The sequence below is a fragment of the Lysobacter antibioticus HS124 genome (assembly GCF_000336385.2).
GTDB classification, from domain to species: Bacteria; Pseudomonadota; Gammaproteobacteria; order Xanthomonadales; family Xanthomonadaceae; genus Lysobacter; species Lysobacter firmicutimachus.
Genome location: NZ_HG424533.1, coordinates 1 through 7262 on the forward strand (window position 1 = coordinate 1; position 7262 = coordinate 7262).

A 7262-nucleotide genomic window follows, 5' to 3' on the forward strand; every position below is an offset into this window, starting at 1 on the left:
GCACGCGGTGACCGAAGACATCGCGCAGCGGCTTGACCGCCAGGCGCTCGCGCCGGCCTTCGGCCACTGCATCGCTGCAATCGTAGGTCGGGTACAGAACGTAATCGTCGAGTTCGATCGCCGTCGACGGGTCCAAGGTTTCGCCCTGGCTGAGCTCGAAGCTGCGCAGAGCGCCGCCCAGGCTCAAATGCAGATCGGCCGGCGGCAACGCGGCGCGCTCGGCTTCGCTCAACGGGCCCGAGTACAGCGCATGCGCGCCGATCCGGCACAGCGGCAGGCCCGGCGCGCGCTCGCAGCGCAGCGGCCGCGGCGGATCGAACTGCAGCAGGTCGCCCTCGGCGAAACGCCAGGCGCGGCAGCCCGGCTTCCAGGCCTGCAGGATGCGTCGCTCGCGCTGCGCCGGCGCCAGCCAGGCGGCGTCGAACCACAGCGCATCCACCCGCTGGCGTCCGCGCCAGACCGGATGGCGCGCGCGCGGCGGCGCGTTCGCGACGGTGCCCGGCTCAGTCATCGCCGCCCTCGTAAACCAACACGTCCCGCCCTTGATGACGCAGGATCGTCAGCCGTCCGGACACGTCGATCAGGGCGATCGTATCGGCCGCCGCGGCGACGCTGGCGACGCTGATCTTCTGCGGGGATGCATACAGCGTGGTCCGTCCGCGTTCGCCGATCCGCACCACCGCCTTGCGGTCGGGATCGAGCGCGATCAGGGCCGGAGCGTCGGCCGAGACCGCCGCCAAGCCGACCACTTTCCACGCCGCGCTCAGCGCGAGCTCGAAATCCTGCAGGCCCTGCGACGGGCTGCGTCGCCACAGCCGCCAGCGACCGTGGCGCTCGCCGCCGCGTTGGCCGGCGGCGAACTCGACGGCGATGTCGCCCTGCCAACGATCGCCCCAGGCATTGCCGCAAAGGAAACCGGCGCCGGCCTCGCCGTCGCAAGGCAGCGACTCCAGCGTTTCGACCCCAGCGCCATCGAACCGGCGCACCTGCACGCCCTCGCCGGTGCCTTGCAGGTAGAACGCACGCTGCGGCGGCAGAGCGACGAAACCGAGCACGTTCTCGCCGATCAAACGGTAGCCGGGCCGATCGCAGCGGCGGCCGTTGCGCGGATGACGCGCGCTCCAGCACAGCAGACGGCTGCCGCTCCACAGCAGCAGGTGGCGTTGCTCGTCGTCGTTGCCGGCGATTTCCGCGCATTGCATCAGCCGCGCCTGCCCCGGCGCCGCATTGAGATGCTGCGGCAGCGGATGCGGCAGCCCGGGCCAGCGGGCCAATTGCCAGGGATCGAGGAATTGCGAACGGGTCAGCACGCCGGCGAAATGCCGTCCGCTCAGGCAGGCCGCAAGCAAGTGCCGGTGCTTGGCCCAGCGCGCGGTCTTCGGCGGCAGCAGGCGCTGCGACTGGTGCGGCGGGCTCAAACGCTGCACATAGGCGGCGTTTTCGCCCGCCCACAGCGTCGCCACGGAGCGCCCGTCGGCGGCGATGATCGGGGGTTGCTGCCGCGACAGGCGGGCGTGGGCCGGTATTTTCTGCCGGCTCGCGGCTAGGCGCTCGAACTCGCCGCGCAGCAAGCGGCTCGACGGTTCCGGATCGGGCAGGCGCAACCGCAGCTCGCGCCGCGCCTGGCGCGCGGCGACGGTGACCGCGAGTTCGTCGGCATCGGCGCGCACCACGTCGACGCGATGGCCGAGCGCGTAGCCCGGCGCGTGCGCACCGACCGACCAGCGTTCGCTCGGGCTCGGCTCGGCCGCATCCAGTGCCTGTGCCCACTGCGCCTGCAAGTCGCGGCCGAGATCGGCGCCCTGCTCGACGCTGGCGCGGGCGCTCGCGGCGCCGCCCGGAGTCAGGCTGCGCGCGCTCAGCAGGCGCTTGAGCGCCGCCGGCGAATCGGCCTCCTGCAGTTCGCCGGGCCGGGCCAGCACGCCCCACAGGAAACGCGCGCCGGCGGCCTGGGCGCGTTGCGCCAGCAATATCCACAAGGCGGCATGGACCAGCCGCGACGCACCGAGCTGGCTCGGCCCGGCGTCGAACACCGCCACGGTCAGCGCATCGACCTGGCGCGCGACCGGCTTCGGATTCAAAAACAAATGCTCGCCGCCGGCGGCGCGCCGGTCGAACTCCTCCGGCGCCGCGTCGGCCAGCGCCCACTCGCTGAGCAGCAGGCGCTCGTAGGAACCGCGCCGGCGCAGATCCTCGATGCCTTCCGGTTCGGCCGCGCCGCGTTGCGCGCGCAGGCGGAACGCGCCCAGCGCCGGATGCAGGCGCAGCAACAGATCGCCGAGCACGCCGGCGATCTCGGCATCGAACCAGATCAACCACGGCGCCCAAGGCTGCAGCGTGTCGGGCAGGCGCATGCTCAGTCCCGCCAGTTCGCGCGGATGCGCGCCAGCAAGGCCGCGCTGGCCGGCAGCGCACGCTGCAACGGCAGCAGCCGGCGCGGCGCGCGCAGCATCGCCAGCGGCGCCGGTCCGTGCCGGCGCGCGATCGCGCGCGCCAGCAGGTCCAACGGCAGGTCCGGCCGTTCGTGGGTCGGCAGCCACAAGGTCGTCGCCTCGGCGCGCGGCGCCAGATAGACCACGCCCTCGCACCAAGGCAAGGCCTCGGCCGCGCCGGCGACGATCAGGCTGTCGTCGTTGGCAGTCAACGCCAACGTCTCGCGCGCGGACGGCTCCAGCCGTTCGACCGCGTCGAGCAGACGCCGCGACGCCGCGCCGATGCCGATCGCGCCTTGCGGCGCCGGCGGGGCCCCCTCAGCCCGCCAGTGCCAGTTCATACCGGCGCCGATACCCGGGCGACCAGCCGGGCACGCTCGACGGCCAGTTCGGGCGGAATCGAAGCGGCGTCGAAGTTGGCGTCGATCTCGCGCAGCACCGCTTCGGCGCCGGCGTGGTCGCCCGCGGCCGCCGCCAGGCAACCGCGCGCCGCCTCCAGCAGGCGCGCCTCGCGCGACAACGGCTGCAGCGCCGCGCATTCGACCGCCGCACGCAGGGTCGGATTGGCCGCCGCCGACAACGAGTCGCGCAGCGCATCCTGCGCCGCCGCCTGGGCCTCGCGGGTCGGCATGACGTAGAACAGCGGCCACAGATCGGCCTCGTCGGCGCGCTCGCGCCCGGCCAGCACGGCGGCCGCGGCGATCAGTCGCTGCGCCTTGACGATGCGCCGGTCCGACAGCCCCAGGCCGGCGCCGCGCAGCTTGCGGATCGCGTCGGCCAGCAGGCCGCGCGCGGCGCCGAGATCGACCTCGTCGACGCAGCGGCTCAGGGTGTCGATGTCGGCCAGATCGGCGAAATGCTGCGGCGACGAACGGCCGGCCTGCCAACCGCCTTCGAGCAGCGCTTCCAATTGGTGGTCCGGCACCGGTTCGACGAACAGATGCAGCAGGAAGCGATCGGCGAACGCAGCCAGCGACTCGTCGTCGGGCAGAGCGTTCGCGGCGCCCACGCAGACCCGCAACGGACAGGCCAGCTGAGTGTGCCCGCGGCGGAAGCGGCGCTCGTTGAGCACGCCGAGCAAGGTATTCAGGATCGCAGTGGAACCGAGGAAGACCTCGTCCAGGAAGGCGATCTCGGCCTCCGGCAACATGCCGCTGACATCGGTTTCGACCACGCCCTCGCGCAGCCGGCGCAGGTCGACCGGGCCGAACAGTTCCGACGGCTCGGTGAATCGGCCGAGCAGGTACTCGAAATAGCGCCCGCCCAGGGCGGCGGCGACGCGGCGCACGACCGCGCTCTTGGCGGTGCCGGGCGGGCCCAGGATCAGCAAGTGCTCCTGCGCCACGGCGGCGAGCACGATGAGTTCGGCGAGCTGTTCGCGTTCGACCAGCCCGATGGTGGCGGAATGCACCGCTTCGCGGACGCGGGCGGCGGCCTGCTGCGCGGCGGAAAGTTCGTGCGGAGGCATCATCGACGGCCGGAATCCTTGGCGTACGGGGACGACGGCACGCGGACCGCGGCCGGCCTCCCCAGGGCTGGCGTAGGGGCGCGACACCGGAACCCGGCGCCACCCGCGCACTGTAGGCGCGGGCATGCACGAATCGCAACCTGCGCCACGTACGCTGAACGCGTCGCCGGTCTATCGTGTCCGGTTTTTCATTACCCTAGGCTGTCGCCACGCCCGGCCAGGACGCCGTCATGCCCGAAACTCCGCTCGAGGACCTGCTCGCCGCGCTCGCGGCCAGCCCGCACAATCCGGCCCTGGGCGCGTTGGTGGTCAACGCCTGCCTGAATGCCGCCGACCCGGACGCCCTGTTGCGCGCGATCGCGCTCGGCGGCGAGCCCCTGCTCGCCGACCCGGTACAGCGCGACGCCGCCTGGCGCTTGCTCCTGCAACACGGCCGCGATGCCGACGTGGCGCGCCTGGCGCCGGCCGGCTCGGCCGCCTCGCTGCTGGCGCGTGCGCGCCTGAACCTGCAAGACGGCGCCCGCGACGAAGCGCGCGCGCTGTACCAGCAGGCGATCGCGCTGAACCCCGCACTGGAAGACGCGGCCTTGGCGAACGAACTGGCGGGCAAAGTGATTTCCCTGGCCAACGCGCGCCGGCAACACGAAGGCGCGCCGCGCCCGCAGACCAGCGTGGCCAACGACGACACCGATGCCGAGGACGTGGTGCGGCTGCTGCAGCCGGCACAGGAGCGGATCGCGTTCGCCGACGTCGGCGGCCTGGACGAGGTCAAGCAGCAGATCCGCCGCCGCATCATCACCCCCTTCCTCAAGCCCTCGCTGTTCGAGCGCTTCAAGCGCCGTTCCGGCGGCGGCATCCTGCTGTACGGCCCGCCGGGCTGCGGCAAGACCCTGCTCGCCCGCGCCACCGCCGGCGAATGCGGCGCGCGTTTCTACAACGTCGCCATCACCGACGTGCTCGACATGTACATCGGCGAATCCGAGCGCAAGCTGCACGCGATCTTCGAGCAGGCGCGGCGCACCGCGCCGTCGGTGGTGTTCTTCGACGAGGTCGAGGCGATCGGCGGCAAGCGCCAACACTCGCGCGAGGCCGGCTCGGCCAAGCTGGTCAGCCAGTTCCTGACCGAACTGGACGGCTTCGGCCAGAACAACCAGGGCGTGCTGATCCTCGGCGCGACCAACGTGCCCTGGGCGGTGGATTCGGCGTTCCGCCGTCCCGGCCGCTTCGACCGGGTGCTGTTCGTGCCGCCGCCGGACGAGCCCGCGCGGCGGGCGATCCTGGACCTGCTGCTGCGCGATCGTCCGCTCGACGGGGCGATCGACAGCGCCGAACTGGCGCGTCTGAGCTCGGGCCATTCCGGCGCCGACCTGCGTCACCTGGTCGAAAGCGCGATCGACGAGGCGATCGACGATTCCATCGACCAGGGCCGCGAAGTGCCGCTGAGCATGGCCCATCTGCGCGCGGCGCTGAAGGACAGCCGCGCCACCACGCTGGAATGGCTGACCACGGCGCGCAATCACGCCCGCTACGCCAATCAGGGCGGCCAGTACGACGAAGTGCTGGACTTCCTCAAGCGCCACGGGGGCGGCTGATGGCGGCCTCGGTCTATCGCCTGCCCGACGAACCGCTGCCGTCGGGCCTGTCGCGCTACGCGGTCGATCCGCTGTGGCCGATGCTGACCCTGATGCTGGCCGGCAACGGCTTCGGCCTGGCCTGGTTCGCATTCAACGGTTTCGCCCTCGGCAGCCCGACCCGCGGCCGCGAACTGGCCTTGCTGGCGCTCAACCTGGCCGGCGCAGTCGCGCTGCTGTGGCTGCTGGGCGCGCTCGGCCAGGCCGGCTGGCTGCCGCGCCAGTACATGGAGTACGCCTTGTTGTCGGTGATCACGCTCAAGCTCGCCACCGGCTACGCGCTGTACATGATGCAGCAGCGCTGCTTCGAGCTGTGGGAGTACTACGGCGGCACGGCGCGCAACGGCCTGCCGTTGCTGATTCTCGCGACCTTGTTCGCGCGCCGCCTGTTCGATCTGCAATGGCCGGCGCTGCTGCGCATGGTGCTGGAATGACCCCGGAGCCGCGTGCATGAGCCTGGACATGTCCCGTCACACCCTCGCTCTGGCCCGCCGTCACTACGGCCACGGCCAGGTCGACCAGGCCATCGACGTGCTGCTGCGCCTGCTCGGCGAAGACCCCGATCTCGCCGAGGCGCACGCCCTGCTCGCGTTCTGCCTGCTCAAGCGCAAGCGCCTGCATGTGGCCGCGCTGGAAGCCGCGCGCGCGCTCGAGCTGGAACCCGACTCGGTGTATTCGCACCTGGCCGCAGCGCTGGTCGCGCTCGCGCGCCGGCGCCCGAGCGAGGCCGAAACCCACTTGAACGCGGCGCGCGAACTCGATCCGGCCGCGGCGGTGATCGAAGACGGCTTCGCCCGGCTGCACCTGGCCTGGGGCCACGACGAACGCGCCCTGGCGCATGCGCGCCGCGCCTGCGAGCTGGAACCCGACGACCTCGACTACCGCGCCCTGCTCGCCAGCCTGGAGTTCCGCCGCGGCGACCGCGGCACGGCCGAAGCTTTGGCGCGCGAAGTGCTGGAGCTCGACCCCGAGCATCTGGAAGCGTTGTGCGTGCTCGGTCATTGCGAACTCGCCGCCGGCCGCGTCGACGACGCGCGCCAGCACGCCGCCTGGGCGGTGCAGTTGGACCCGATGGACGAACAGGCCTTGACCCTGCTGGCCGCGGTCAAGGCCCGGCGCAGCCCGTTGCTGGGCCTGTGGTGGCGCTTCCAGAGCTATCTGACCGCCGGCTCGCGCACCCGCACCGTCGTCCTGCTGCTGGGCCTGTTCCTGCTCTACCAGATCGGCATGATCGCACTGAGCCAAAACGGCCTGCAGCGCTGGACCCTGCCCTTGTCGCTGCTGTGGCTGGGCTTCTGCGCCTACACCTGGATCGCGCCGGGGCTGTTCTGGCGCTCGGTGAAGAAGGAATTGCAACAGGTGAGGTTGCGGCCGGGTTTCTGATCGCCCGGGGGGGGTGTAGGAACGGCGATGGGTCCGAGCTTCGATGAAGGACACGAGCCTTGAGGCCCCTGCGCGTCCCGTGGCCGCGGCTTGCGCCGCCCCTCCCCCAACCCGCAGCGACGCTGTGCCTGCTGTTGCTGTTGCTGTTGCTGTTGCTGTTGCTGCGAACAGCTTGGCGCCGCTTCGAACTCGCGAGAACCCCCTGAAGCCCCGGAGGGCGGCCCGCAGGGAGGCGGGCCGTGCGCAGCCAGGCCAGGGAGGGCCTGTGCGGAGCCGCCCCGCGCACGCTCCGAACCATAGTGGCTCTTGATCCGAAACCGCCATGGCGTTTTCTTTGGTTACTTTTGA

At 71.7% G+C, this 7262-nt stretch carries 7 protein-coding genes; 3 read left to right on the forward strand and 4 right to left on the reverse strand.

Features of this window, described 5'->3' with window-relative positions; all coding sequences use genetic code 11:
* The 4 genes from TX83_RS16085 to TX83_RS16100 all read right to left on the reverse strand — a co-directional run.
* Positions 1-511 (reverse strand): bpX6 domain-containing protein (locus tag TX83_RS16085; protein WP_261370154.1); only part of this gene is annotated, 511 nt, incomplete at its 3' end.
* Positions 504-2354: a hypothetical protein gene (locus tag TX83_RS16090; protein ID WP_064748987.1), complete on the reverse strand. Its 1851-nt coding sequence runs from the start codon at positions 2352-2354 to the stop codon at positions 504-506. The genes TX83_RS16085 and TX83_RS16090, both read right to left, overlap by 8 nt.
* A 2-nt stretch (positions 2355-2356) precedes the next feature.
* Positions 2357-2773 (reverse strand): hypothetical protein, encoded by a 417-nt coding sequence (locus TX83_RS16095; protein WP_064748988.1) that lies wholly within the window; start codon positions 2771-2773, stop codon positions 2357-2359.
* A complete protein-coding gene (locus TX83_RS16100; RefSeq protein WP_064748992.1) occupies positions 2770-3900 on the reverse strand; it encodes an AAA family ATPase in 1131 nt (376 codons plus the stop codon). Before TX83_RS16100 ends, TX83_RS16095 begins: the two co-directional genes overlap by 4 nt.
* A 230-nt stretch (positions 3901-4130) precedes the next feature.
* On the opposite strand from TX83_RS16100, the gene TX83_RS16105 reads away from it, so the two are divergent.
* The 3 genes from TX83_RS16105 to TX83_RS16115 are packed head-to-tail and all read left to right on the forward strand — an operon-like array spanning position 4131 to position 6914.
* On the forward strand, positions 4131-5492 hold the full coding sequence (locus TX83_RS16105) for an ATP-binding protein (protein ID WP_064748989.1): 1362 nt from the start codon (positions 4131-4133) through the stop codon (positions 5490-5492).
* Positions 5492-5965 carry a hypothetical protein gene (locus tag TX83_RS16110; RefSeq protein ID WP_064748990.1) on the forward strand — a complete coding sequence of 158 codons (474 nt, stop codon included), beginning with the start codon at positions 5492-5494 and terminating at the stop codon, positions 5963-5965. Before TX83_RS16105 ends, TX83_RS16110 begins: the two co-directional genes overlap by 1 nt.
* Before the next feature lie 28 nt (positions 5966-5993).
* Complete coding sequence (locus TX83_RS16115; RefSeq protein ID WP_186442620.1) at positions 5994-6914, forward strand: tetratricopeptide repeat protein; 921 nt, start codon at positions 5994-5996, stop codon at positions 6912-6914.
* Positions 6915-7262: the final 348 nt, after the last annotated feature.